The sequence below is a fragment of the Streptomyces sp. NPDC002537 genome, from assembly GCF_053594975.1.
Genome location: NZ_JBSFWT010000004.1, coordinates 88,934 through 113,766 on the forward strand (window position 1 = coordinate 88,934; position 24,833 = coordinate 113,766).

22 protein-coding genes are annotated in these 24,833 nt (G+C 72.3%); 14 read left to right on the plus strand and 8 right to left on the minus strand.

Going from position 1 to position 24,833, the window contains the following annotated elements; genetic code table 11:
* The first annotated feature begins 5 nt into the window (after positions 1-5).
* From polA to ACWD4A_RS03170, 4 genes are all read left to right on the plus strand, one after another.
* Entirely contained in the window at positions 6-2,720 is a 2,715-nt protein-coding gene (gene polA, locus ACWD4A_RS03155; RefSeq protein WP_451188705.1) for a DNA polymerase I, read from the plus strand.
* 313 nt (positions 2,721-3,033) lie between these two features.
* A complete protein-coding gene (locus ACWD4A_RS03160; protein WP_451188708.1) occupies positions 3,034-3,168 on the plus strand; it encodes an SPW_0924 family protein in 135 nt (44 codons plus the stop codon).
* Between the two features lie 15 nt (positions 3,169-3,183).
* Positions 3,184-4,224 (plus strand): DUF3068 domain-containing protein, encoded by a 1,041-nt coding sequence (locus ACWD4A_RS03165; protein ID WP_451188710.1) that lies wholly within the window; start codon positions 3,184-3,186, stop codon positions 4,222-4,224.
* 16 nt (positions 4,225-4,240) lie between these two features.
* Complete coding sequence (locus ACWD4A_RS03170; RefSeq protein ID WP_451188712.1) at positions 4,241-4,432, plus strand: hypothetical protein; 192 nt, start codon at positions 4,241-4,243, stop codon at positions 4,430-4,432.
* A 294-nt stretch (positions 4,433-4,726) separates the two neighbouring features.
* Here the strand turns inward: ACWD4A_RS03170 and hrpB are convergent, their stop codons facing one another.
* Positions 4,727-7,255 (minus strand): ATP-dependent helicase HrpB, encoded by a 2,529-nt coding sequence (gene hrpB, locus ACWD4A_RS03175; RefSeq protein WP_451188715.1) that lies wholly within the window; start codon positions 7,253-7,255, stop codon positions 4,727-4,729.
* 77 nt (positions 7,256-7,332) lie between these two features.
* The gene (locus ACWD4A_RS03180) at positions 7,333-8,136 is read right to left on the minus strand and encodes a class I SAM-dependent methyltransferase (RefSeq protein ID WP_451188718.1); all 804 of its coding nucleotides are present in this window, start codon (positions 8,134-8,136) and stop codon (positions 7,333-7,335) included.
* Between the two features lie 437 nt (positions 8,137-8,573).
* Here ACWD4A_RS03180 and rpsA point away from each other — a divergent pair, with 437 nt between their 5' ends.
* From rpsA to ACWD4A_RS03210, 6 genes are all read left to right on the plus strand, one after another.
* Positions 8,574-10,079, plus strand: coding sequence for a 30S ribosomal protein S1 (gene rpsA, locus ACWD4A_RS03185; protein WP_451188721.1), 1,506 nt, complete (start codon positions 8,574-8,576; stop codon positions 10,077-10,079).
* Positions 10,080-10,268: 189 nt separating this feature from the next.
* Positions 10,269-11,213 (plus strand): PAC2 family protein, encoded by a 945-nt coding sequence (locus tag ACWD4A_RS03190; protein ID WP_451188724.1) that lies wholly within the window; start codon positions 10,269-10,271, stop codon positions 11,211-11,213.
* 25 nt (positions 11,214-11,238) lie between these two features.
* Positions 11,239-11,838, plus strand: coding sequence for a dephospho-CoA kinase (gene coaE, locus ACWD4A_RS03195; protein WP_451188727.1), 600 nt, complete (start codon positions 11,239-11,241; stop codon positions 11,836-11,838).
* A gap of 102 nt (positions 11,839-11,940) precedes the next feature.
* The gene (locus ACWD4A_RS03200; protein ID WP_451188730.1) at positions 11,941-12,255 is read left to right on the plus strand and encodes a hypothetical protein; all 315 of its coding nucleotides are present in this window, start codon (positions 11,941-11,943) and stop codon (positions 12,253-12,255) included.
* The gene (locus ACWD4A_RS03205; RefSeq protein WP_451188733.1) at positions 12,252-13,070 is read left to right on the plus strand and encodes a hypothetical protein; all 819 of its coding nucleotides are present in this window, start codon (positions 12,252-12,254) and stop codon (positions 13,068-13,070) included. Before ACWD4A_RS03200 ends, ACWD4A_RS03205 begins: the two co-directional genes overlap by 4 nt.
* A gap of 5 nt (positions 13,071-13,075) precedes the next feature.
* Positions 13,076-13,393, plus strand: a complete 318-nt coding sequence (locus ACWD4A_RS03210) for a hypothetical protein (protein ID WP_451188736.1) — start codon at positions 13,076-13,078, stop codon at positions 13,391-13,393.
* A 198-nt stretch (positions 13,394-13,591) separates the two neighbouring features.
* Here the strand turns inward: ACWD4A_RS03210 and ACWD4A_RS03215 are convergent, their stop codons facing one another.
* The 3 genes from ACWD4A_RS03215 to ACWD4A_RS03225 form a co-directional block, all read right to left on the minus strand.
* A complete protein-coding gene (locus ACWD4A_RS03215) occupies positions 13,592-13,861 on the minus strand; it encodes a DUF6343 family protein (protein WP_451188739.1) in 270 nt (89 codons plus the stop codon).
* 98 nt (positions 13,862-13,959) lie between these two features.
* Positions 13,960-14,526 carry a methylated-DNA--[protein]-cysteine S-methyltransferase gene (locus ACWD4A_RS03220; protein ID WP_451188929.1) on the minus strand — a complete coding sequence of 189 codons (567 nt, stop codon included), beginning with the start codon at positions 14,524-14,526 and terminating at the stop codon, positions 13,960-13,962.
* Between the two features lie 117 nt (positions 14,527-14,643).
* Positions 14,644-15,576 (minus strand): glycerophosphodiester phosphodiesterase, encoded by a 933-nt coding sequence (locus ACWD4A_RS03225; protein WP_451188742.1) that lies wholly within the window; start codon positions 15,574-15,576, stop codon positions 14,644-14,646.
* A 225-nt stretch (positions 15,577-15,801) separates the two neighbouring features.
* Here ACWD4A_RS03225 and uvrB point away from each other — a divergent pair, with 225 nt between their 5' ends.
* The 4 genes from uvrB (at position 15,802) to ACWD4A_RS03245 (ending at position 21,776) form a co-directional block, all read left to right on the plus strand.
* Positions 15,802-17,934 carry an excinuclease ABC subunit UvrB gene (gene uvrB, locus ACWD4A_RS03230; protein ID WP_451188746.1) on the plus strand — a complete coding sequence of 711 codons (2,133 nt, stop codon included), beginning with the start codon at positions 15,802-15,804 and terminating at the stop codon, positions 17,932-17,934.
* A 167-nt stretch (positions 17,935-18,101) separates the two neighbouring features.
* A complete protein-coding gene (locus tag ACWD4A_RS03235; RefSeq protein WP_451188749.1) occupies positions 18,102-18,680 on the plus strand; it encodes a TerD family protein in 579 nt (192 codons plus the stop codon).
* A gap of 64 nt (positions 18,681-18,744) precedes the next feature.
* Positions 18,745-20,646: a TerD family protein gene (locus tag ACWD4A_RS03240; RefSeq protein WP_451188752.1), complete on the plus strand. Its 1,902-nt coding sequence runs from the start codon at positions 18,745-18,747 to the stop codon at positions 20,644-20,646.
* Between the two features lie 140 nt (positions 20,647-20,786).
* Entirely contained in the window at positions 20,787-21,776 is a 990-nt protein-coding gene (locus ACWD4A_RS03245) for a TerC family protein (protein WP_451188755.1), read from the plus strand.
* Between the two features lie 24 nt (positions 21,777-21,800).
* Here the strand turns inward: ACWD4A_RS03245 and ACWD4A_RS03250 are convergent, their stop codons facing one another.
* The 3 genes from ACWD4A_RS03250 to ACWD4A_RS03260 form a co-directional block, all read right to left on the minus strand.
* A complete protein-coding gene (locus ACWD4A_RS03250; protein WP_451188932.1) occupies positions 21,801-23,084 on the minus strand; it encodes an MFS transporter in 1,284 nt (427 codons plus the stop codon).
* 277 nt (positions 23,085-23,361) lie between these two features.
* Positions 23,362-24,018 (minus strand): MBL fold metallo-hydrolase, encoded by a 657-nt coding sequence (locus tag ACWD4A_RS03255; RefSeq protein WP_451188758.1) that lies wholly within the window; start codon positions 24,016-24,018, stop codon positions 23,362-23,364.
* Between the two features lie 26 nt (positions 24,019-24,044).
* Positions 24,045-24,740, minus strand: a complete 696-nt coding sequence (locus ACWD4A_RS03260; RefSeq protein ID WP_451188761.1) for a maleylpyruvate isomerase family mycothiol-dependent enzyme — start codon at positions 24,738-24,740, stop codon at positions 24,045-24,047.
* Positions 24,741-24,833 lie beyond the last annotated feature (93 nt).

Below are 24,833 nucleotides of genomic sequence, written 5' to 3' on the forward strand. Positions count from 1 at the left end.
CGGAGATGAGCGCAGTGACCGGGTCCGAAGCGGTGGAGGGGGAGCGTCCCCGGCTGCTCCTGATGGACGGGCATTCCATGGCGTACCGGGCGTTCTTCGCGCTGCCCGCGGAGAATTTCACGACGGTCGCCGGGCAGCCGACGAATGCGGTGTACGGCTTCGCGTCGATGCTGGCGAACACGCTGCGTGATGAGAAGCCTTCGCATTTCGCGGTGGCGTTCGACGTGTCGCGGAAGACGTGGCGGTCGGACGAGTTCCCGGAGTACAAGGCGACGCGGTCGAAGACGCCGGACGAGTTCAAGGGGCAGGTCGAGCTGATCGGCGAGCTGCTCGACGCGATGCGGGTGCCGCGGTTCGCGGTGGACGGCTTCGAGGCCGACGATGTGATCGCCACGCTGGCCACGCAGGCGGAGGCGGAGGGGTTCCACGTCTCGATCGTCACGGGTGACCGTGACTCGTTCCAGCTGGTCTCGGACGATGTCACGGTGCTGTATCCGACGAAGGGCGTGTCGGAGCTGACGCGTTTCACGCCGGAGAAGGTGCAGGAGAAGTACGGGCTGAGCCCGTCGCAGTATCCGGATTTCGCGGCGCTGCGCGGTGACCCGTCGGACAACCTGCCGGGCATCCCGGGCGTCGGGGAGAAGACGGCGGCGAAGTGGATCAATCAGTTCGGTTCGTTCGCCGAGCTGGTGGAGCGGGTCGAGGAGGTCAAGGGCAAGGCCGGGCAGAATCTCCGTGACCACCTGGAGGCCGTGAAGCTCAACCGCCGGCTGACCGAGATGGTGCGGGACGTGGCGCTGCCGATGGGCCCGGAGGGTCTGGTCCGGGAGGCGTACGACCGGACGGCGCTGATCGCGTTCCTGGAGGGTCTGGAGATCCGCAACCAGGGGCTGCGGGACCGGCTGCTGGCGGCCGATCCGGGTGCGGAGGCCGAGGAGGAGGCGGCTCCGGCCGCCGGTGCCGAGGTCGACGGTGTGGTGCTCGCCGCGGGCGGGCTCGCTCCGTGGCTGGCGGAGCACGCGTCGGGGCCGCTGGGTCTTGCCATGGTCGACTCGTGGTCGCAGGGGAGCGGCCGGGTCGCCGAGATCGCTCTGGCGTCGGGCGAGGGCCCGGCGGTGTGGTTCGATCCGGCGGAGCTGGACGAGGCCGACGAGCGGGCGTTCGCGGCGTGGAGCGCGGATGCCGGGCGGCCGAAGGTGATGCACGACGCGAAGGCCGCGATGCGGGTCTTCGCCGAGCACGGCTGGTCGGTCGCGGGGGTGTCGATGGACACCGCGCTGGCCGCGTATCTGGTGAAGCCGGGGCGCCGTTCCTTCGCCCTGGACGCGCTGTCGGTCGAGTATCTGGGGCGTGAGCTGGCGACGGCCGCCGCGGCCGACGGGCAGTTGGCGTTCGGCGCGGACGAGCAGGCGGAGGCGGATGCCCTGATGGGCCGGGCCCGTACGGTCCTGGACCTGGGTGTCGCGTTCACGGGCCGGCTGCGGGAGGTCGGCGCGGCGGAGCTGCTCACGGATGTGGAGCTGCCGACGAGCGCGCTGCTGGCGCGGCTGGAGCGGGCGGGCATCGCCGCGGACCGCGGCTGGCTGGAGCAGATGGAGCAGCAGTTCGCGGCGGCGGTGCAGCAGGCCGTCACGGAGGCGCACGCGGCCGCGGGGCACGAGTTCAATCTGGGCTCGCCCAAGCAGTTGCAGGAGGTTCTCTTCGGCGAGCTGGGCCTGCCGAGGACGAAGAAGACCAAGACCGGTTACACGACGGACGCCGACGCGCTGGCGTGGCTCGCCTCCCAGACGGAGAACGAGCTTCCGGTGATCATGCTGCGGCACCGTGAGCAGTCCAAGCTGCGGTCCACGGTGGAGGGGCTGATCAAGGCGATCGCGCCGGACGGCCGGATCCACACGACGTTCAACCAGACGGTGGCGGCCACCGGGCGGCTGTCGTCCACGGAGCCCAATCTGCAGAACATCCCGGTGCGTACGGACGAGGGCCGGGCCATTCGCCGGGGCTTCGTGGTCGGTGCGGGCTTCGAGTCCCTGATGACCGCCGACTACAGCCAGATCGAGCTGCGGGTGATGGCCCACCTCTCGGAGGACGAGGGTCTGATCGAGGCGTTCGCCTCCGGTGAGGATCTGCACACCACGGTGGCCTCCCAGGTCTTCGGCGTGGCGAAGACCGAGGTCGACGCGGAGATGCGGCGGAAGATCAAGGCGATGTCGTACGGCCTGGCCTACGGTCTGTCGGCGTTCGGCCTGTCCCAGCAGCTCAATATCGCGCCGGACGAGGCGCGGCGGCTGATGGACACATTCTTCGAGCGGTTCGGCGGGGTGCGCGACTATCTCCAGCGGGTGGTGGAGGAGGCGCGTGCGACCGGTTACACGGAGACGATGCTGGGCCGTCGCCGCTATCTGCCGGATCTGAACAGCGACAACCGGCAGCGCCGTGAGATGGCGGAGCGGATGGCGCTGAACGCTCCGATCCAGGGCACGGCCGCGGACATCGTCAAGGTGGCGATGCTGCGGGTGGCGGAGGCCCTGGAGGCGGAGAAGCTCGCGTCCCGGATGCTGCTCCAGGTGCACGACGAAATCGTGCTGGAGATCGCGCCGGGCGAGCGCGAGGCGGTCGAGGCGCTGGTGCGCCGGGAGATGGCCGGTGCGGTGGAGCTGCGTGCTCCGCTGGACGTGTCGGTCGGTGTCGGCGGGGACTGGGAGTCGGCGGCGCACTGACGCCGCGCTCGCCTGTACGGGGCGGGGTTTCCGGGCGGTTCCGTGCCGCCCGGGGCTCCGCCCCGAGCGTTGCTGTCCGGTCGGGTGCGGTCCGGGGTCCGTCGCGAGCCTGCGGGCCGGTGGGGGCTGGTCGCGCCCACGCGGCGGAGCCGCAGAACAACGCTGCCCCGCGCCCCTGACGGGGCGTGGGGCAGGCGGAGCCCGGTGCAGGACCTCCGGGCGGGCCGGTATTCCGGCCCGCCCCGTTCTCATCTGCCGCTCGCGTTGCTACCGTGCCCCAGCCCTGACGTACTGTCAGTTTGGAGGCGGACGCATGCGCGCACTGGCCGCCGCGGCCATCGGAGTGGCCGCCGCCCTCGCCCTCGTGTTCACCGTCACCACGATCGGCCCGCCGGGCGGCAGCACCTCGCCGGAGCCGCTCCTCACCGCCGCCCCCGCCCACCCCTGAACGCGGGGCCGTACCGTGCGCCGCAGAGCGAGCCTGGTCCTCCTCGCCTTCGCCGTCTTCTTCGCCGTCCTGTCACCGCTGCTGCGCTGGTACGCCTTTCCCCGGCTGGCGAAGGTCCCCGCGGGCCGCTATCAGAGCGTCGTCCTGGAGGCGAAGGACGCCACCCTCATCGACTACAGCACCCTGGAACCCAAGAAGGTCCCCAGGCTCACGATGATCGAGACCCTCAAGGGCAATGTGGAGCAGGCCCGTAAGGTCAAGGACGAGACGGGGCGCGACGTCGTCGTCTGGGACGCCCTCACCTATGTCGCCGGGCCCGACGGCGCCATGGTCTCCAGGATCCCCGAGCGCTACGTCTTCGACGCCCACAGTCAGCAGCCCGTCCATGCGGGCGGCGAGCACGTCGACGGCGCACCGGTGCGCCGCGACGGCATCGAGTACAAGTGGCCCTTCCTGGTACAGAAGCGCGACTACCGGTACTTCGACATGCAGACCCGGACCTCCGCGCCGATCCACTACGGGGGGACGCGCAGCTTCCACGGCCTGAGCGTCTACTACTTCGAGCAGACCATCCCCTGGACCCGCGTGCCCGTGCCGCGCGCACTGCCCCTCGGGCTCACCCCCGACGCCGTCCGGCAGATCGGACTGGAGCGCTGGTACACCACCAAGCGCATGTTCTGGGTCGACCCCACGACCGGTGCCCCCGTCAACGGGGAGGAGATCCACCGGGAGGAGATGCGCTGGATCGACCACCCGGAGAAGAAGCCGATCACGGCCTTCGCCGGGCATGTGCGGATGCGGCCCGACTACGTCGACTCCACGGTCGCCCTCGTCACCTCCCAGCGACGCCTGGTGCTGCTGCTCACCAGTTGGCTGCCCTGGGGCTTCCTCGGGCTCGGCGCCGGACTGGCCGCGCTGGCACTGGTCCTGGAGGCCCGCTCCCGCCGTGGCCGGCCCGTCCATACCCCACTGGGAGATCGGCGTGCGCTTGCACCGGAAATGTCACACGATGGGGGGAAACCCAAACTGCCGCCCCCGGCAGGGGCCGGCCGCTGAGCAGAGGAGGCCCACCGTGAAGGAGAGCCCCGAGGACAAAACCGCCGCGTCCGGACCGAGCCGGCTGTACACCGGCGGTGAGCGGCCCTTCGACCCCGAGGACCTGGTCATGGCCTCCGGCCGGGACATCACCCCGGAGCGGGTGGAAGCGGCGAAGCGCCTGATGGAGGAGGAGGGCGCGGCCGCGATCGAGCGTTATCTGCCCTGACGGGTCCTCGCCGGACGGGCTTGCCCCGCGTCCTCGGCCCGACCCCGGCTGCGGGCAGGCTCGCCGCCTGCGGCGGGGCTTTGTTCCCAGCCCCGCCCCTTCCCGCTGTGCCGATGTGCGGCTCTGCCGCGTGAGGAGGGGAGCCGCCCGGACCCCCCAAAGCGGCTGCGCCGCTTGTCCTCAATCGCCGGACGGGCCGAAATCAGGCCGTCCGGCGATTGAGGCAGCCGCCGCCGCAGGCGGCAACGGCTCCCGGGGCGCACACCCGGTATCCCGGTTCGGGCGGAGGGAGAACTACCGGCGCGCGTTCGTCCGCCGCGTCGCCGTCGCGGTCGACGGGTCCTCCGGCCAGGGATGCCGCGGGTAACGCCCCCGCAGCTCCGCCCGGACGGCCCGGTAGCCGTCCTGCCAGAACGAGGCCAGGTCGGCGGTGACGGCCGCGGGCCGCCCCGCCGGTGACAGCAGGTGCACGAGCACGGCCACCCGCCCGCCCGCCACCCGCGGCACGTCCCGCCACCCGAAGAGCTCCTGGAGCTTGACCGCGAGCACCGGCTGCCCGCCGCCGTAGTCCACCCTGATGCGGGACCCGCTCGGCACCTCGATCCGCTCGGGGGCCAGCTCGTCCAGGCGCGCGGCGTCCCCCGACGCCCAAGGGAGCAGCCGCTCCAGCGCCTTGCCCGCGTCCAGCCGCTCCAGGTCGGCCCGCTTCCGGGCGCGGTCGAGATCCCAGCCCAGCCAGTCGTCCGTACCCGTCAGCAGCGCCTCGTCCGACATGTCGGGCCAGGGCGCGCCCAGTTCGCGGTGGAGGAACGCCAGCCGCTGCCGCAGACCGGTCGCCTCGGGCGTCCAGCGGAGCAGCCCCAGCCCCTCCCGCCGCAGCCCCTCGCGGAGGGCCTCGCGCACGAGCGCGGGGTCCGGGGCGGTCAGCGGGCGGGCGGCGAGTTCCACCGCGCCCAGGCGCTCGACCGACCGCGCCACCACGTCGCGCCGCTCCTCGGACCAGCCGACCTCCTCGCCCTTGCGGAAGAGGGCTCCGGCGGCGGCGCGGGCCGTGTCCTCGTCGATCAGCGCGCCCAGCGTCACCCGCGCCGACGCGGCCGTCACCGGCCGGTCCGCCACGGCGATCGCCAGCCACTGGCCGCTGCGCAGCCGCGAACCGTCGCCCAGCTCGGCGCCCGTACCGGACACCATGAGGTACGCGCCCTCGCCGCGCGCCCGCGCGACGCGTTCGGGGAAGGCGAGCGCGGCGACGAGCCCGGCGACGGCGTCGTCGCCCCGCGCGGACGCGGTGCCGTCGGCCCCGGCCGCCCCCCGTACCGCGCTCTCCAGCCTGCGGGCCTCCGCGCGCCAGCGGGTGGCGTACGCGTCGCCGCCGCGCCGTGCCGCGCGCCAGGCGGCGGCCAGGTCGTCGCCGTAGTCGCGCGGCGGTTCCTCGCTCAGCAGGGCCACGGCCTCGGCGGCCCGGCGCGCGCCCACCTCGTGCGCGCCGTCCAGCAGGGCGCGCGCCAGCCGGGGGTGCAGGCCGAGCCGGGCCATGCGGCGGCCCCGGTCGGTGGCCCGGCCGTCGGCGGTGACCGCCCCGGTGGCCGTGAGGACGTCGCGCGCCGCGGCCATGGCCCCGGCGGGCGGCGGGTCGAGCAGCGCGAGCCCGGACGCGTCGGGGTCGCCCCAGCACGCGGCCTGCAGGGCGAACGCCGTCAGGTCGGCGACCGTGATCTCCGCCGCCGGGAAGCGGGGGAGGCGGGTGTCGTCGGCCTCCGTCCAGCAGCGGTACACCGTGCCCGGCGCCTCGCGCCCCGCCCGGCCCGCCCGCTGCCGGGCACTGGCCCGGGACGCCCGTACGGTCGTGAGGGCGCTCAGCCCGCGCGCGTGGTCCGTGCGCGGCTCGCGGGCCAGGCCCGCGTCGACCACGACGCGCACGCCCGGGACGGTCAGGCTGGACTCGGCGACCGCGGTCGCCAGGACGACCCGGCGCGTCCCCGAGCCGCCCGCCAGCACCGCGTCCTGCACGGCGGCCGGGGCGCGCCCGTGCACCTGGAGTACCTCGGCGCCCAGCGTCTCCGGCCCGCCCAGCCGCCCGGCCACCCGCGCGATCTCGCCGACGCCCGGCAGGAAGCACAGGACATCCCCCTGGCGCTCCCGCAGGGCCTGCCGCACCACGTCCGCGACGTGCTCCAGCAGGGCGGGGTCCACCCGCATCCCGTGCGGCGGCCGGACCGGGCGCCGGGGCGGGGCCCATACGACCTCCACCGGGTGCGAGGTGCCCCGCGCCTCCACCACGGGGGCGTCGCCCAGCAGCCGTGCCCAGCCCTCGGCGTCGGTGGTCGCGGACGCCGCGACCAGCCGCAGTTCGGGCCGGAGCGCGGACCGTACGTCCAGGAGGAAGGCGGCGGCCGTGTCGGCGTCCAGGTGCCGTTCGTGGCACTCGTCGAGGACGACCGCGTCGACGCCCGCCAGCTCCGGGTCGCGCTGGAGCCGCTGCAGCAGCACACCCGTGGTGACCACCTCGACGACGGTGCCGGGCCCGGCCTTCCGCTCGCCGCGCACGGTGAAGCCGACCCGGTCGCCGACGGACTCGCCCAGCAGCCATGCCATGCGGCGGGCGGCGGCCCGCGCGGCGATCCGCCGGGGTTCGGCGACGAGGACGCGCCGCCGTGGCGCGCCGCCCCCCACGAGACCGGCTAGGACCAGGGGGACCAGCGTCGTCTTGCCGGTGCCGGGGGGCGCGCACAGGACGGCCGCGCCGTGGCCTTCGAGCGCCTCGGTGAGGGCGGGCAGGGCGGCGCGGACGGGCAGCCGGTCGAGGGCGTCGGTGTGGATCACGCGCTCCAGTCTCGCTCAGGCCGGCGGGTGCCCCGGGGTTCCGCCTTCGTGGACCGGTGCGTGGACCGGTGCGTGGTTCAGTCCCGTTCGCAGACGAAGATCGCCGTGCCCGGGATGAGGTTGCCGCGGAGGGGGGACCAGCCGCCCCACTCCTGGGTGTTCCAGGCCGGCCACTCCGGCTCGACCAGGTCGACCAGCCGGAAGCCGCCCGCGACCACGTCGCGCACGCGGTCGCCGATCGTGCGGTGGTGCTCCACATAGACGGCCCGCCCGGCCTCGTCCTGTTCGACGTAGGGCGTGCGGTCGAAATAGGAGGCGGCGACGGACAGTCCCTCCGGCCCCGGCTCGTCCGGGAACGCCCACCGGACGGGGTGCGTGACCGAGAAGACCCAGCGGCCCCCGGGCCGCAGCACCCGGTGCACCTCGCGCATCACCCGCACCGGGTCCGCGACGAACGGCACCGCGCCGTAGGCGGAGCACGCCAGGTCGAAGGAGCCGTCCGCGAAGGGCAGCGCGCCCGCGTCGGCCTCCACCAGCGGCACGTCGTCGCCGATCCGCAGGGCGTGCTGGAGCTGGCGGTGGGAGAGGTCGAGGGCCACGGGCCGGGCGCCCTGCGCCGCGAGCCAGCGCGAGCACTGCGCGGCGCCCGCGCCGATCTCCAGCACGTCGCGTCCCTTGAGCCCGCTCGCGGGTCCCAGCAGTGCGGCGTCGGCCTCGTCCAGCCCCTCCGGCCCCCAGACGAAGCGGTCGTCGCCGAGGAAGGCGCCGTGCTCGTTCTGGTACTCGTCGGCGTTGCGGTCCCACCAGCCGCGGCTGGCCCGGCTGCTCTCCGCTTCGCCGGTCGCCCGTCGGGTCGCTTCCGGCTCGTACTCTTGGATCATTTAGACCGTCGTGCCCTCGGCAGTAGTGTTCATCAGGGTTCGTCGTATCTTCTGTGCGTTCGTTCGACGCCTGAGCGTAAAGCTACGGGGTGCGGCGGGGCCCTCGTGGCCTCGCAAAACAGAAGTTGTGCCCGATATGAGGGTTTCGTCCCGGCTGGGCGTCTTCGCGCATTGACCGTGCCTCGCTGCCCCCGTATGCTACAAGTTGCGCTGCGGGCCTGCGCTCCTCAGACATAGCAGGTCGCGCTCGCACTTGTTGTATGTCCCCTCGGTTGTCGAGGCGCTTTCGATCTTCTTCGGGAGCCTTCAGGGGTCTTCGGACCTTCTGGGGCTTTCGGAAGGTGCGCCTCCAAGGCTGTCCGGCTTCGGCGGTGCGATACGGGTTCTCGGCGTAGCAGTACCTACGACTCACTGTCCGTACCGGAGCCTTTACCCACATGACGAGCAGCACCGAGACCACCGCCACCACCCCGCAGGTTGCGGTCAACGACATCGGTAACGAGGAAGCCTTCCTCGCCGCGATCGACGAGACGATCAAGTACTTCAACGACGGCGACATCGTCGACGGCGTCATCGTGAAGGTCGACCGGGACGAGGTCCTGCTCGACATCGGTTACAAGACCGAGGGTGTCATCCCCTCCCGCGAGCTCTCGATCAAGCACGACGTCGACCCGAACGAGGTCGTCAAGGTCGGCGACGAGATCGAGGCCCTGGTTCTCCAGAAGGAGGACAAGGAAGGCCGCCTGATCCTCTCGAAGAAGCGCGCCCAGTACGAGCGCGCCTGGGGCACCATCGAGAAGATCAAGGAAGAGGACGGGATCGTCACCGGTACCGTCATCGAGGTCGTCAAGGGTGGTCTCATCCTCGACATCGGCCTCCGCGGCTTCCTCCCGGCCTCCCTGGTCGAGATGCGTCGTGTCCGCGACCTCCAGCCCTACGTGGGCAAGGAGCTCGAGGCCAAGATCATCGAGCTGGACAAGAACCGCAACAACGTGGTCCTGTCCCGCCGTGCCTGGCTGGAGCAGACCCAGAGCGAGGTCCGTCAGACCTTCCTCACCACCCTGCAGAAGGGTCAGGTGCGCTCCGGCGTCGTCTCCTCCATCGTCAACTTCGGTGCCTTCGTGGACCTGGGCGGCGTCGACGGTCTCGTCCACGTCTCCGAGCTGTCCTGGAAGCACATCGACCACCCGTCCGAGGTTGTCGAGGTCGGCCAGGAAGTCACCGTCGAGGTCCTCGACGTCGACATGGACCGCGAGCGCGTCTCCCTGTCCCTCAAGGCGACGCAGGAAGACCCGTGGCAGCAGTTCGCCCGGACCCACCAGATCGGTCAGGTCGTCCCGGGTAAGGTCACCAAGCTCGTTCCGTTCGGTGCGTTCGTCCGCGTCGACGAGGGCATCGAGGGCCTGGTGCACATCTCCGAGCTGGCCGAGCGCCACGTGGAGATCCCGGAGCAGGTCGTCCAGGTCAACGACGAGATCTTCGTCAAGGTCATCGACATCGACCTCGAGCGCCGTCGCATCAGCCTCTCGCTGAAGCAGGCCAACGAGTCCTTCGGTGCCGACCCGTCCGTGGTCGAGTTCGACCCGACCCTGTACGGCATGGCCGCGTCCTACGACGACCAGGGCAACTACATCTACCCCGAGGGCTTCGACCCCGAGGCCAACGACTGGCTCGAGGGCTACGAGAAGCAGCGCGAGGAGTGGGAGCGCCAGTACGCCGAGGCGCAGCAGCGCTTCGAGCAGCACCAGGCGCAGGTCATCAAGTCCCGCGAGGCCGACGAGCAGGCCGCTGCCGAGGGCGCTGCCGCTCCGGCCGCCGCCTCCACCGGTGGCACCGTCTCCGGCGGCTCGTACTCCTCGGAGTCGGCCGACAACTCCGGCGCCCTGGCGTCGGACGAGGCGCTCGCCGCGCTCCGCGAGAAGCTGGCCGGCGGCCAGAGCTGAGGCTCCGACCGACAGCTGACAGCTGACAGCTGACTGAGGAAGGCCCGTTCCCCTCCGGGGGAGCGGGCCTTCCTCATGCCCGCACGGCCCCGCGGAGTGTGTCCGTACTGTGTCGTGATGCGGCCGCCGGGAATGAGCCGGGCCGCCATGGACGTTCCCCCGTACGGAACATGAGGAGGAGCGGTCACTGTGTTGGATCCGCAGGGTTTGTACGAATGGGAGCCCAAGGGGCTCGCCGTAGCCGACCTGGCTCTGGCCCAGGACTCGGCGGGCCTGGTCATGCTCTACCACTTCGACGGTTACATCGACGCGGGCGAGACCGGCGAACTGATCGTCGACCGGCTGCTGGACGGCCTGCCGCACCAGGTCGTCGCCCGCTTCGACCACGACCGGCTCGTCGACTACCGGGCACGCCGCCCCCTGCTCACCTTCCAGCGCGACCGCTGGAGCGCCTACGAGGCCCCGAAGATCGAGCTGCGGCTGGTGCAGGACGCCACCGGGGCCCCCTTCCTGCTGCTCTCCGGCCCCGAGCCGGACGTGGAGTGGGAGCGCTTCGCCGCCGCCGTACGGCAGTTGGTGGAGCGGCTCGGCGTACGGCTGTCCGTCAACTTCCACGGCATCCCCATGGGCGTGCCGCACACCCGGCCGGTCGGCATCACCCCGCACGGCAACCGCATCGACCTGATGCCCGGTCACCGCGGCTACTTCGACGAGGCGCAGGTGCCCGGCAGCGCCGAGGCGCTCGTCGAGTACCGGCTCGCCGAGGCGGGCCACGACGTCCTCGGCGTCGCCACGCACGTCCCGCACTACGTGGCCCGCTCGCCGTACCCCGACGCCGCCCTGACCGCCCTGGAGGCGATCACCGCGGCCACGGGCCTCGTCCTGCCGAACACCGCGCACGCGCTGCGCACCGAGGCGCTGCGCACGCAGGAGGAGATCGAGCGGCAGATCGCCGAGGGGGACGAGGAGCTCGTCGCCCTGGTGCGCGGTCTTGAGCACCAGTACGACGCGGTGGCCGGTTCGGAGACGCGCGGCAACCTCGTCGCCGAGCCCGTCGAGCTGCCGTCGGCCGATGAACTCGGCGCCGAATTCGAGCGCTTCCTCGCCGACCGGGAGGGCGACGGCGGCCACTGAACCACCGCCCGCTACCGTGGGGTCCATGGTGACGGTGGGTCTCACGGGTGGAATCGGCGCGGGCAAGAGCGAGGTGTCACGGCTGTTCGCCTCGTACGGGGCGGTGGTCGTGGACTCCGACCGGATCGCGCGGGAAGTGGTCGAGCCGGACACGCCGGGGCTGGCGGCGGTCGTCGCCGAGTTCGGGGACGGGATCCTGACGCCCGAGGGCGCGCTCGACCGGGCCCGGCTGGGCTCGCTGGTCTTCGCCGACCCGGACCGGCTCGCCGCCCTCAACGCCATCGTCCACCCGCTCGTGCGGGCACGCTCCGCCGAGCTGTCGGCGGCGGCCGCACCCGACGCGGTCGTCGTCCACGATGTGCCCCTCCTCGTCGAGAACGGCCTGGCGCCCCTCTACGACCTGGTCGTCGTCGTCGACGCCGGCACGGAGACCCGCCTCGACCGGCTCGTACGGCTGCGCGGCATGCGGCCCGAGGAGGCGCACGCGCGGATGGCCGCGCAGGCGACGCGCGAACAGCGCCTGGCCGTGGCCGACTTCGTCATCGACAACGACGGCCCGCTGGAGGCGCTGGCCCCCCAGGCCGAGAAGGTCTGGGCCCGGCTGCGGGAGCGGTCGGCCGGGTAGGAGGACAACTCCCCTTTCGGGTGAGGGAGTTCCGCGGCGGGGTCCGTGACTGCGCTAGCATGCGGCCGCGTTGACCACCGGCGACGGAAGCGAACCCTCCACATGGTGTTATCTGTACCCGCGACGGCACTGCACGACTTCGCGGACCTGCTGCGCCGGGCCGCGGACGACACCGCCGAGGCGCGCGGCTACGTACGGCGGTACGGCACCGTCACGGCCGCGGAACAGGGCCTGCTGACGCGGATCATCGACCTGCACGGCGAGCTGGCCGACACCGTGACGACCGCCATGGAGCGGCTCGAAACCTCCCTGCGGGCGTCGGCCGACGACGTCGACGCCTCGGCTGGCCATTACCGGGCGTCGGACCTGCGGGAGGCTTCCCGTATGCGTGCCGCCGAGCTGAAGGCGCGGCAGTGACGGACGGCGGCGCGGATTTCAAGGCCGCGGATTTCAAGGACGTGGGCTTCAAGGCCGCGGATTTCAAGGACGTGGTGCGGCCCACCGATCAGCTGAAGCCCCCGCGCGAACCCGAGGGTTTCGCCTCCCCGATCGACACGCTCAATGACGCCGGGGATCTGATCAGCCCGTCGTTCTGGGTGTCCGAGGTGCTGGATTTCGCGCTTTCCTTCGACCCTTTGGAGGAAGGCAGGAAATACTTCGCCGGGGACTGGGAGGCCTACGCGCGGAGTGCCGAGACCTGGGACCGTCTCGCCGCGTTCTGCGAGGGACTCGCGACCAATGTCGAGTCCGGCAACCGCGCGCTGGGCGAGGCGTGGCAGGGCGAGGGCGGCACCGCCGCGGCCGCCTATTTCACCTCTCTTTGCGGACGGCTCCGCGACATCAAGAGTTCGCTGGAGTGCATGCACCGGGAGTATCTGGTGGCGGCCCACGGCGTCTCCCTGACGGGCGAGGCCGTGGCCCAGCTCATGGGCCTGATCGGCGATGCCGCGGCGACCGCCGCGATCGCCTGGGCGGCCGGTTCGGCCACGGCGTGGACGGGCTGGGGCGCGGGCGTCGGCTACGGCCTGGCGGCCACCGAGGTCCTGCGGATCTGCGAACTCTGGGCCGAGGTGACCGAGACGGTCAACACGCTGCAATTGAGGATCGACGCCGTGTACGGGCAATTGGCGGACGTCGGCGCCGAATTGGCGAGCGTACTGCAAGGCTTTCCGCAGCCGCCCGCCTATCCCGGCCACGCGGCGATCCGGTCGGGGGCGACAGGACATGGGTGAACAGCGTGGGTGAACGGGAAGTCGGCTACGAGGAATTCCTGACCCCCGGCCGCGACCGGGCGCAGGCGCGCGCCGTTCGCGAGGCCCTCCAGGCCATGGCGAAAGGCGGCGCGGGGGAAGTGCTCCAGGAAATGGCGCGCGACATCCTCTCCGGCCGGACCGGCCTCCGGGAAGCCCTGCGCGTCGGCCCGTACGCCACCGCGCTCACCGAACGGGTGCGGGCCGCCCATGCCGAATGGCGCCGGATGCCCGCCGCCGACCGCGAGCGGCACATGGCCGAGGCCCGCCGTCTCCTCGCCGCCCGGAACGAGCAAACGCCGTGACCGCCGTTCCCCGCGTCCCAAAGGGGCGCGGGGAAGCGTCGATCTGCGGCTCCGCCGCGTGGGCGCGACCGGCCACCGACGGCCCGCAGCCGAATAACCGCACTTCCAGCGGAGCGCTCCCGGTATCGCTCCGGATCGTCGGCGAGCTCGCCGGGATCTCCGGCGCGGACTGCGGCCTCCCGGTGGCGAGCCGGCCCGTTACGGCCTGCGGTCGCGTCGCACCGGTTCGTACGGTGGCACGTCCCGGCCCGGCTGGAAGTGCGGTCCCTGCCGTATCCGCCGGATGACCACCGCGAGATCGACGGCCGTCATGACGACGAGCACCCCGCAGGCGATCGCCCACCCCGGGTGCCCGGCCAGGACGAACAGCACCGTCCCGCCGATCGCCCACGCGAGCCCCCACGCGGCGAGCCCGCACCGCAGCCGCAGCGGGCTCCGGGCGGTCATGGGTTCATTGCCGGTACGCATCGCACAACATCTCCTGCTACCAGCATCCACCCGTCGCCGCCGCGGTGGGAGGTGCCGGAGCGGGCGGCCGCGAAGACGTAGCGGCCGCCCGGCGGTGGCTAGAAGAGCGGTTCGGGAAGCACTCCTTCGAGGGACAGCAGAGCCCGTTTGATCTCCAGACCACTGCCGAATCCGCCCAGGCCGCCGTTGCTCTCGATGACGCGGTGGCACGGCACCACGACCGGCAGGGGGTTGCTGCCCATCGCCGTGCCCACGGCACGCGCGGCACCGGGTTCGCCGACGCGGTCGGCGAGGTCCTGATAGCTGACGACCTTGCCGTACGGGACGCGGTCGGCCAGTTCGCGCAGCACGCGCCGGTTGAATCCGGAGGTCAGCGACCAGTCCAGGGGGACGGAGAAGGTCTCCCGGCGGCCCGCGAAGTACGCCTCCAGCTCGGCGGACGCCTCGGCGAGGAGGTCGTGCGCGCGGGAGGGGCCGGGCGCGGGGCCGGTGCCGAGGCGGCGGGTGAGCCGGTCGACGGTCTCCGCCGCCCGCTTCCCGTCGGCACGGAAGTCGACTTCGAGGAGTCCGTCCGCCGTCGCCGCGAGGCCCAGGGGGCCGATGGAGACCTCCACCGTCGTCCAGGCCCAGTCCCGTGCTCCGGGCTGCGGGCCCGGCCGCTCCACGTCCGTCACGCCGTCCAGCCTAGGGCGTTCGCGTCACACGGGCCACGGGCGTTTCACGCCATCTCCATGGCTCGCGGGCAGGGGCGCCAAGCGCTCCGCCGACCTCGCCGGGCCCGCTCAGAGGAAGTCCAGGGTGCCCAGGAAGGAGAGCGGCAGCCCCGGCGTCGCGTAGTCCTCCTCGTCGGCCAGCGCGGCCTCGACGACCTGCGGGGCGTTGCTGATGACGGCGTCCACTCCCATCCGGGCGAGCGCGACGGCCCGGTCGCCGTCGTCGACGGTCCACGCGGAGACCTCCAGCGGCCTCCCGTGCGGTCCCCGAACCGCGTGCACGGCGCGGACCCAGGCGGCGGTGACGCCCCGCTGGCTCGGGTTGATCTGGTCGGCGAACGCCGCGTACGCGCGCAGCTGCCCGGCTCTCGGCGCGCCCAGGAAGCCCGTCTTCACGTCCGGGCGCAGTCCGTGGAACGTGCGCAGGGAGCCCACGCTGAAGCTCTGGACGACCAGGCCGTTCCGGACGTGCGGCGCGTCGAGCCACCCGGCGCGCCGCAGCTCGGCGACCAGCTGCCGTTCGATGCCCGGATAGAGCTCGGGGGCCTTGACCTCCAGCAGCAGCCGCTGGTGGTTGTGGTCGACCCGGCCGAGGTAGCGCCCGAGCGTCGGCACCCGCTCCCCGGCGAACCGGCGGTCGAACCAGCTCCCCGCGTCGAGTTTCTCGATCTCGGCGAGGGTGAAGTCCGCGACCTTCCAGGGCGCGCGGCCCGGGAAGCGCCGTCTGACGTCGGTCGTGCGCTCCAGCGTGGTGTCGTGCACGACGACCAGGGCCCCGTCCTTGGTGCGCTGGACGTCGTTCTCCACCCAGCGGACGCCGAGCCCGGCGGCCCGGTCGATCGAGGCCAGGGTGTTCTCCGGGGCCCGCACAGGGACGCCCCGGTGACCGATGGTGACGGGCACCCGGGCCCCCTCGTCGGCCCGCGCGGGCGTCGTCGCGAGCAGGAGCGCCGCCAGCCCGAGGAACACACCGGTCACGGCAGGGACGGAACGGACGCGCATACGGGCTCCTCGCGGCATGGGTCACCGGTCCCCGCGGGCGCGCGGCGGCGGGCCGGCCCCCGGCGTACGGGACGGTGCGGACAGCCAACGAATACGCGATCATGCCGGGGCAGGTACACAGGCTCCACGGTCCCCCATACCGTTCCGCGCCGCCCGCCGGCCCGGGAAAGCGGGTGGCGGCGCCGGCGGGCGGCCGTTGTCAGTGGTGCGCCGTACGGTGGTGCCATGCGGCCCGTATCGAAGATCGAACGCAAGGTGGCGCCTTTCGAGGTCGTCAGCCCCTTCCAGCCCAGTGGTGACCAGCCGACGGCCATCGCCGACCTGGAGCGGCGCATCCGCGCGGGCGAGAAGGATGTCGTCCTGCTCGGCGCGACCGGCACCGGCAAGTCGGCGACCACCGCGTGGATGATCGAGAAGCTCCAGCGGCCGACCCTGGTGATGGCGCCCAACAAGACCCTCGCGGCCCAGCTCGCGAACGAGTTCCGCGAGCTCCTGCCGAACAACGCGGTCGAGTACTTCGTCTCGTACTACGACTACTACCAGCCCGAGGCGTACGTCCCCCAGTCGGACACCTACATCGAGAAGGACTCCTCGATCAACGAGGAGGTCGAGCGGCTCCGCCACTCGGCGACGAACTCGCTGCTCACCCGGCGTGACGTGGTCGTCGTCGCCTCGGTGTCCTGCATCTACGGCCTCGGTACGCCGCAGGAGTACGTCGACCGGATGGTGCCCCTCAAGGTCGGCGAGGAGATCGACCGGGACCAGCTGCTGCGCCGCTTCGTGGAGATCCAGTACACCCGCAACGACCTGGCCTTCACCCGCGGCACCTTCCGGGTGCGCGGCGACACGATCGAGATCTTCCCGGTCTACGAGGAACTCGCCGTCCGGATCGAGATGTTCGGCGACGAGATCGAGGCACTCTCCACGCTCCACCCGCTCACCGGCGAGGTCATCTCCGACGACCGGGAGCTGTACGTCTTCCCCGCCAGCCACTACATCGCCGGCGCCGAGCGCATGGAGAAGGCCATCGCGGGGATCGAGCGCGAGCTGGACGAGACCCTCGCCCGCATGGAGAAGCAGGGCAAGCTCCTGGAGGCGCAGCGGCTCCGGATGCGCACCACGTACGACATCGAGATGATGCGGCAGATCGGCTCCTGCTCCGGCATCGAGAACTACTCGCTGCACATGGACGACCGCGAGCCCGGCTCCCCGCCCAACACCCTGCTCGACTACTTCCCCGAGGACTTCCTCCTCGTCATCGACGAGTCGCACGTCACCGTCCCGCAGATCGGCGCGATGTACGAGGGGGACGCCTCCCGCAAGCGCACGCTCGTCGAGCACGGCTTCCGGCTGCCGTCGGCCATGGACAACCGGCCGCTGAAGTGGGAGGAGTTCGTGGAGCGCATCGGGCAGACCGTCTACCTCTCGGCGACGCCCGGGAAGTACGAGCTGTCGCGCTCCGACGGCTTCGTCGAGCAGATCATCCGCCCCACCGGCCTGGTCGACCCCGAGGTCGTCGTCAAGCCGACCGAGGGGCAGATCGACGACCTGGTGCACGAGATCCGCAAGCGTACCGAGAAGGACGAGCGCGTCCTGGTCACCACCCTCACCAAGAAGATGGCGGAGGACCTCACCGACTACTTCCTGGAGCTGGGCATCCAGGTGCGCTATCTGCACAGCGACGTCGACACGCTGCGCCGCGTCGAACTGCTCCGGGAGCTGCGTGCCGGCGAGTACGACGTCCTGGTCGGCATCAACCTGCTGCGTGAGGGTCTCGACCTGCCGGAGGTGTCGCTGGTCGCCATCCTCGACGCCGACAAGGAGGGCTTCCTCCGGTCGGGGACCTCGCTGATCCAGACCATCGGCCGTGCCGCGCGCAACGTCTCCGGCCAGGTCCACATGTACGCGGACCGGGTCACCCCGGCGATGGAGAAGGCCATCGAGGAGACCAACCGCCGCCGCGAGAAGCAGGTCGCGTACAACAAGGAGCGGGGCATCGACCCGCAGCCGCTGCGGAAGAAGATCGGCGACATCGTGGCCTCCCTCGCCCGGGAGGAGATCGACACCCAGGAACTGCTGGGCACGGAGTACCGCAAGGACCAGAAGAAGGGCAGGGCCCCGGTCCCCGCGGCGTCCTCGGGCAAGGCCGGTGCGAAGGGCAAGGGGAAGACCAAGGCCAAGGCCGTGGTGGCGACGGACCGCCCCGCCGCCGAACTCGCCGAGCAGATCGAGGAGATGACGGACCGTATGCGGGCCGCCGCCGCGGAGCTCCAGTTCGAGATCGCCGCCCGGCTGCGCGACGAGGTGGGCGAACTGAAGAAGGAGCTGCGGCAGATGAAGGAGGCCGGGCTCGCCTGACGGCGGGCACCGTACCGGGCCCGGGGGCGGGTGGGGTGGATTGTCGCAGGACCGCCACAAAAGCCCGCCCGGGTGCGGGAGGCGTCCGCGGCTCTGCTTAGGGTCGGTCGTGGAGGCCGTGCGGACGCGCGGCCACGGGGAACGAACGTCACGAGAAGGGACTGCGCGTGACAGTCAACTTGTCCAAGGGTCAGGGCATCAGCCTGCAGAAGGCCGACGGGGGCACCCTGACCGCGGTGCGGATGGGGCTGGGCTGGCAGTCCGCTCCCCGCCGCGGACTGTTCGGGTCGCGCACCAAGGAGATCGACCTCGACGCCTCGGCGGTGCTCTTCGCCGGTGACCAGCCGGTGGACGTCGTCTTCTTCCGTCATCTGGTCAGCGACGACGGCTCGGTCCGGCACACCGGGGACAACCTCGTCGGCGGCGCGGGCCAGGGCGGCGACGACGAGGCGATCCTCGTCGACCTCCAGCGCGTTCCCGTGCACGTCGACCAGATCGTGTTCACGGTGAACTCGTTCACCGGCCAGACCTTCGCCGAGGTGAAGAACGCGTTCTGCCGCCTGGTCGACGAGACCACCGGCCAGGAACTGGCGCGCTACACCCTCGACGGCGGCGGCCCGTACACCGCGCAGATCATGGCCAAGGTGCACCGCGCGGGCGCGGGCTGGCAGATGACCGCGATCGGTACGCCGTCCAACGGCCGGACCTTCCAGGACCTCATGCCGGCGATCCTGCCGAGCCTGTGATCCTGCCGGGTCCGCGGGGAGCCGCCGGGCCCGGGGCACACCTTCACGAGGGGGAAGCGAGCGCATGACCGCCGAGCTGGTGCGGGGCCAGAACCATCCACTGCCGGACAGCCGGCTGGAGATCCGGGTCTCGGCGGCCGTCGCGGTCGTGGCGGGCGCCACGCTCGGCGGCGCCGACGGCAGGGTGGCGGGCGCGGAGAGCGTCGCGCACCCCGCCTCGCCCCTGCTGCCCGGCCTGGAGGTGCCCCGGCGGGCGGCCGCCGACCATCGGCTGGCCGTCGACCTGGCGGCCCTCCCGGAGTCCGTGCACCGCGTCAACGTGCTGCTCGCCCTTCCGGACGGCGTGGACGGCCCGGACCGCTTCGGCGCCGTGGCCGCCCCGTCCGTCGCCGTCACCGGGCCGGACGGCACCGGCATCGCGGGCTACACCATCACCGGCCTCGACGCCGAGTCGGCGGTCGTCGCCCTGGAGCTGTACCGCAGGCAGGGCGCCTGGAAGGTGCGCGCCGTCGGCCAGGGTTACGCGGGCGGCCTCGTCGCGATGCTGCGCGACCAGGGGCTGGAGGGCGCGGCGGCGACGGCGGCCGCGATCAACGCGGCCGTCACGAAGAGCACGACCCGGCCGCCGGCGCCCGAGCACGGTGACGGCGGAGCCCGTACGGCACCGGCCGCGGCCGGCCCGCCGCCCACGTCCCCCGGCGGCCCCGTCAGCTATCTGCACCCCGGCCGGACCCGGGCGCCCGGACCGGCCGCCGCCCTTCCGCCCATGGAACCGCGGGCGGAACAGCGGGCGGAACCCCAGGCGGAAGCGCCGGAGCCGGACCGGCCCGCGCCGCCCGTGGCCGGTGACGCCACCGGCTGGACGATGGACGAGCGGCTCTACAACCAGGTCTGGGGCATGTTCGAGGATCTGGCCCGTTCCGCGGCCGCGTACCGGAGCGCGGCCGACTTCGCGGAGTCCCGCCTGGAGCGCGAGCTGGACGAGGTGCTCTCCGACCCGCGGAACCGCGTCGGCCCCGGTGCGGAGGCCGCCGGCGCGGAGGCGCATGCCAGGCGGGACGACCTGGTCGGGCGGGCCCGCACCGTCCTCGACCGGGATCTCGACCGGCTGGAGGCGGAGTCCGAGGTCGTCGAGCACGCCCTGCCGCCCGCCTTCGCCCGCTGGGACAGCCCCGCCTGGCACGGGTACCAGATCCCGCTGGAGCGGCCCATGGCGCTGCGCCTGGGCGATCTGCACCTGCCGGAGCGCCCGGAGCTGCGGATTCCGCTGCTGGTGCGGCTGCCGCTGGAGCGCGGGCTGTGGATCGACAGCGGACGGCCGTCCGGCGGCCCGGGGGCCGGCCCGGTGGACGCGGCGGAGCTGCGCGGGCTCGCGATGGACACCGCGGTCGCCCATGCCGCCCGGCTGCTGGCCGTCCACCCGGTCGGCGACTTCACGGTGCACGTCGTCGACCCGGCGGGGGCGGCCGGGGAGGCGCTCGCGCCGCTGCTGCGGTCCGGGGCGCTGCGCGAGCCGCCCGCCGCCGGGGCCAAGGGCGTGTCCGCGCTGCTGGACCGGCTGACGCGGCACGTCGACCTGGTGCAGATGGCGGTCCGCAGCGGCGCCACGGACTCCCTCCCGCCCGACCTCGACACCGGGGAGCAACTGCTGCTCGTCAACGACTTCCCGCACGGTTTCGACGACCGGGCCGTGACTCAACTGCGCTACCTCGTGGACGAGGGGCCGTCCGTCGGGGTGCACCTGATGATGGTCGCCGACCGTGCCGACGCGCGGGCGTACGGACCGGTGCTCGACCCGCTGTGGCGCGCCCTGCTGAGGGTCCCCCCGGTCACCGACGACCACCTCGCCGACCCGTGGGTCGGGCACGCCTGGACGTACGAGCCGTCGAGGGTGCCGCAGGGGAGCGACGTGCTGCGGCAGGTGCTCCGGCGGGTGGGCCAAGCACGTCAGGCATACGACATCTGACCTGCACTTTTGGTGTTTTCTTTACCGTTACTTGGGGTTTCCTGTACTGTTTTTGGTACGGAGGCGGACCGCGGTGCGCCCGTGGGCTCCTCCGGCAGCGACGACGCTGACCAGTTGCCGTACGACATGCCGGAGGACGAGTGGACGTCTCCTTGACCCTGTGGGTGCTGACCATTCTCGGTCTGTGCGCCCTCGTGGCCGCCGACTTCTTCATCGGCGGCCGTAAACCGCACGAGGTCTCCCTCAAGGAAGCCGGGATCTGGACGGTCGTCTGGGTGGCCCTGGCCGGGCTGTTCGGGCTCGGACTGCTGGTCTTCGGCGGCGGACAGCCGGCGGGCGAGTTCTTCGCGGGCTTCATCACCGAGAAGTCGCTGAGCGTCGACAACCTCTTCGTCTTCGTCCTGATCATGGCGAAGTTCGCGGTGCCGACGATCTACCAGCAGCGCGTCCTCATGGTCGGCGTGCTCATCGCCCTCGTCCTGCGCGCCGTCTTCATCGGCGCCGGCGCGGCGATCATCGCCAACTTCTCCTGGGTCTTCTACATCTTCGGCGCCTTCCTCATCTGGACCGCCTGGAAGCTCATCCAGGAGGCGCGGGCCGATGAGGAAGAGGAGGAGTTCGAGGAGAACCGCTTCCTCAAGATGGTCGAGAAGCGCTTCCCCTCGACCGACCGCTACCACGGCACCAAGCTGTTCGTCGTCGAGAACGGCAAGCGCCTGCTGACGCCGATGCTCATCGTCATGCTGGCGATCGGCACCACCGACGTGCTCTTCGCCCTCGACTCCATCCCGGCGATCTTCGGCCTCACCCAGGACCCGTACATCGTCTTCACGGCCAACGCCTTCGCCCTCATGGGCCTGCGGCAGCTGTACTTCCTGATCGGCGGGCTGCTGAAGAAGCTGGTCCACCTCTCGTACGGCCTGTCGGTGATCCTCGGCTTCATCGGCGTCAAGCTCGTGCTGCACGCGCTGCACGAGAACGGCGTCGGGGTCCCCGAGATCAGCATCCCGGTCTCGCTCGGCGTCATCTGCGCGGTGCTGGTCGTCACCACGGTCACCAGCCTCCGCGCCTCGAAGAAGCAGGCGGCCGCCGAGGCCGTCGCCGCCGGCGACGACGCCGCGCGGGTCTGAGCCCCGGCGGCCCGCCCGCTCCCGTCAGGCGGGCGCGCCCTCGGCGACCGGCTCCGGGCCGGTCGCCGGGCGCGTCTCCGGCAGCAGCGCGAAACAGCCCAGGCTGAGCAGCGCGAGGGCGGTCAGATAGGCCGCCACCCCCCAGGGCGGGCCCTCGCCGCGGGCCACCGCCGTCGCGACGAGCGGGGTGACGGCGCCGCCCAGCACCCCGGCGAGGTTGTAGCCCACGGCCGCGCCCGTGCAGCGCACCCGGGGCTCGTACAGCTCGGGGAGATAGGCCGCGATGACGGCGAACATGGCCGTGAACGCCAGCGTCGCGACCACGAAGCCGAGCACCATCCACACCGGCCGCCCCGTGTACAGCAGGGCGATCAGCGGGACCATCCACAGCGCCACGGCGAGGCAGCCCGCGAGGCACAGCGGGCGGCGCCCGTAACGGTCGCCCAGGAGGGCGAACACCGGGGTGACCACCCCCGACACGCTGACCGCCGCCATGATGCAGCCGAGCATGACGGTCCGGTCGACGCCGAGCCGGTCGGTGGCGTACGCGAGGGACCACGTGGTGATCGTGTAGTAGACGGCGTACGCGACGGTCAGCCCGCCCGCGGTGAGCAGGACGAGCCGCCAGTGGTCGCGCACGACCTCGGCGAAGGGCAGCTCCGCCCGGTCGCCGCGGTCCGCCAGCGCACGGAACTGCGGGGTCTCGGACAGCCGGACGCGCAGCAGCAGCCCGCCGACCGCCAGCACACCGGCGAACCAGAACGGGACCCGCCAGCCCCACGACAGGAAATCCGCGTCGGAGAGCGTGGCCGACAGCGTGAGCGTCAGACCGTTGGCGAGGAGGAAGCCCACGGGCGGGCCGATCTGGGGCACGCTCGCCCATAGGGCGCGCCTGCCCGCGGGGGCGTGCTCGGCGGTCAGCAGCACCGCGCCGCCCCACTCGCCGCCCAGCCCGAAGCCCTGGGCGAACCGCAGCACGACCAGCAGGCACGGCGCGGCGACGCCGATGCTGCCGTAGCCGGGAACGAGGCCGACCGCGACGGTCGCGAGGCCGGTGAGCAGCAGGGACATGATGAGGACGGGGCGGCGGCCCCGCCGGTCGCCGATGTGCCCGAAGAACACGGAACCGAGCGGGCGGGCGACGAACCCGGCGCCGAAGGTGCCGAAGGCCGCGAGTGTGCCGACGAGCGGGGAGACCGTGGGGAAGTACAGCGGCCCGAGAACGAGGGCCGCCGCGGTGCCGTAGGCGAAGAAGTCGTAGAACTCGATGGCGGTGCCTGCCAGGGACGCGGCTGCCAGGCGGAACATGGCCGGTGGTCGGTCGTCCGGGGAACGGTCGCGTTGCATGGAGGACACAACTTCCCACGGACGCGGCAGGCAACGGGGCGTACGGGGGTGCGGCCGGGGGCGCGCGGGGAGGCCGGCGGAGCCGCGCCGTGACGTGCCGCGCAACGGGGTCCGGCCTGTGGGGGGCCGGGGAATCGGGGGCCGGGAGCCGGGGAAAGAGTAAGGACCGTCGGCCATGGCCGACGGTCCTTACCGGTCGTGTTCCCGCGCGGGTCGCCGTGCGGCTGCCGCGCCGGTGTCACCAGCCGCGTTCGCGCCACTCCGCGAGGTGCGGGCGCTCGGCGCCGAGCGTGGTGTCGGCGCCGTGCCCCGGGTAGACCCAGGTCTCGTCCGGGAGCTGCCCGAAGAGCTTGGTCCCGACGTCGTCGAGGAGGCGCGCGAACGCCTTCGGGTCGCCGTGGGTGTTGCCGACGCCGCCCGGGAAGAGGCAGTCGCCGGTGAACAGGTGCGGGTGGCCGTGCGGGTCGTCGTAGACCAGGGCGATGCTGCCCGGGGTGTGGCCGACGAGGTGGCGTGCGGTGAGCTCGACGCGGCCGACGCGGATCGTGTCGCCGTCCTCGACCGGTACGTCCGTCGGCACGGGGATGCCCTCGGCGTCGTGGCGGCCCGCGTAGGTGCGGGCGCCGGTGGCGTCCACGACCTCGCGCAGCGCCTGCCAGTGGTCGCCGTGCCGGTGGGTCGTGACGACCGAGGCGATGCCGCTGTCCCCGATCAGGGAGAGCAGGGTGTGCGGCTCGGCGGCGGCGTCGATCAGCAACTGCTCGTCCGTCGCGCGGCAGCGCAGCAGATAGGCGTTGTTGTTCATCGCCCCGACCGCGACCTTCGAGATCATCAGGTCGGTCAGCTCGTGCACATCCGCCGGGCCGCCGACCTTCACCGCTCCGCTGTACGTCATGGCTTCAGCCTATTCCTTCCGACGATCTACAGCGGGGGGAGTGCCGGGAGCGGGGCTCCGCCGGTGTCCAGGCCCGCCCCCTTGTCGCCGCGGCCCGCGAGCCAGCCGAGCAGGGCGGGGGCGGTGCCCGTGACGGTGACCGCCGGGCCCTCCGTGCCGCCCGTGTGCCACTGGCGGCCGTCGGTCGCCGTCACGGTGACGGGCGGCAGTCCGGCGCCGCCGGAGAAGCGCTTCGCGAGGTAGGTGATCTGGCGGCCGGTGAACTCCTCCGGGAGGTCCGCCAGCTCGTAGCCGATGTCCAGGTCGACGTGGTGCAGTTCGAGCTCGATCAGGCGGCGGAAGGGCACGGCGGAGGCCGTGTCGGTCACGCCGTTGCGCAGGGTGACGGTACGGGTCCAGTCGGCGCCGGGGTCGGCCTCGACGGCGGCCAGGAAGCGGGCGGCGCTCTCGCGGAGGTCGGTGAGCTGGACGTCCAGGGGCCGGGGGGCGCCGTTCTCGATGTCCTGGTCGCGGGCCTCGGCGCTCGCGTACATGGGCCGGCCGTGGAGGACGTTGGCCAGGGCGTCGGCGTTGCGGGCGAGGTGGGCCAGCAGGTGGCCGCGGGTCCAGCCGGGAAGGCGTGACGCTTCGGAGACCGCGCCGTTGTCCAGTTTCCCGGCCGAGGTGAGGAGTCGGCTGGTTGCCTCACGTACAGATGCCAGGTCGTGCACATGATCAATCATGCGGCGACGATAGCGCCGCCACTCGTCCGGGTGAAGTCCATCGACTCCGGCCATTATTCGAATGTGCGTGCTATAGGCTCGTGTGTGGCATCG